General features: G+C 43.7%; 1 protein-coding gene. It reads left to right on the forward strand.

Annotated elements, in window-relative coordinates:
* Nucleotides 1–160: 160 nt before the first annotated feature.
* A partial coding sequence (locus BTA35_RS17365) for a globin family protein (protein WP_000426282.1) occupies nt 161–398 on the forward strand: 238 nt, incomplete at its 3' end.

Genomic DNA, 398 nt, shown 5'->3' on the forward strand with positions numbered 1-398 from the left:
CTTCTGAAGAACAGTAGCGTAGATTGAAACTGTCCTAAATCGCTTATTTCTTTTCAGTATATCTTCATATTTCAGGAGAATATGGTGCAGTTAGTCGATCTCGCACGTTGCGTTTCATTTTGATTCCGTCTGATTTCCCAGCCTTATAAGGGTGTGAATTATGGAGATGTATTTTAAAAGAATGAAAGATGAGTGGACCGGACTTGTCGAACAGGCAGATCCGCCCATTCGTGCTAAAGCCGCGGAAATTGCCGTTGCGCATGCTCATTATCTGAGTATCGAGTTTTATCGAATTGTCCGCATCGACCCGCATGCCGAAGAATTCTTGAGTAATGAACAAGTTGAGCGGCAGTTGAAGAGTGCGATGGAACGCTGGATTATTAACGTGCTTTCTGCCC

The organism is Oceanospirillum linum (genome assembly GCF_001995095.2).
GTDB lineage: Bacteria > Pseudomonadota > Gammaproteobacteria > Pseudomonadales > Halomonadaceae > Oceanospirillum > Oceanospirillum linum.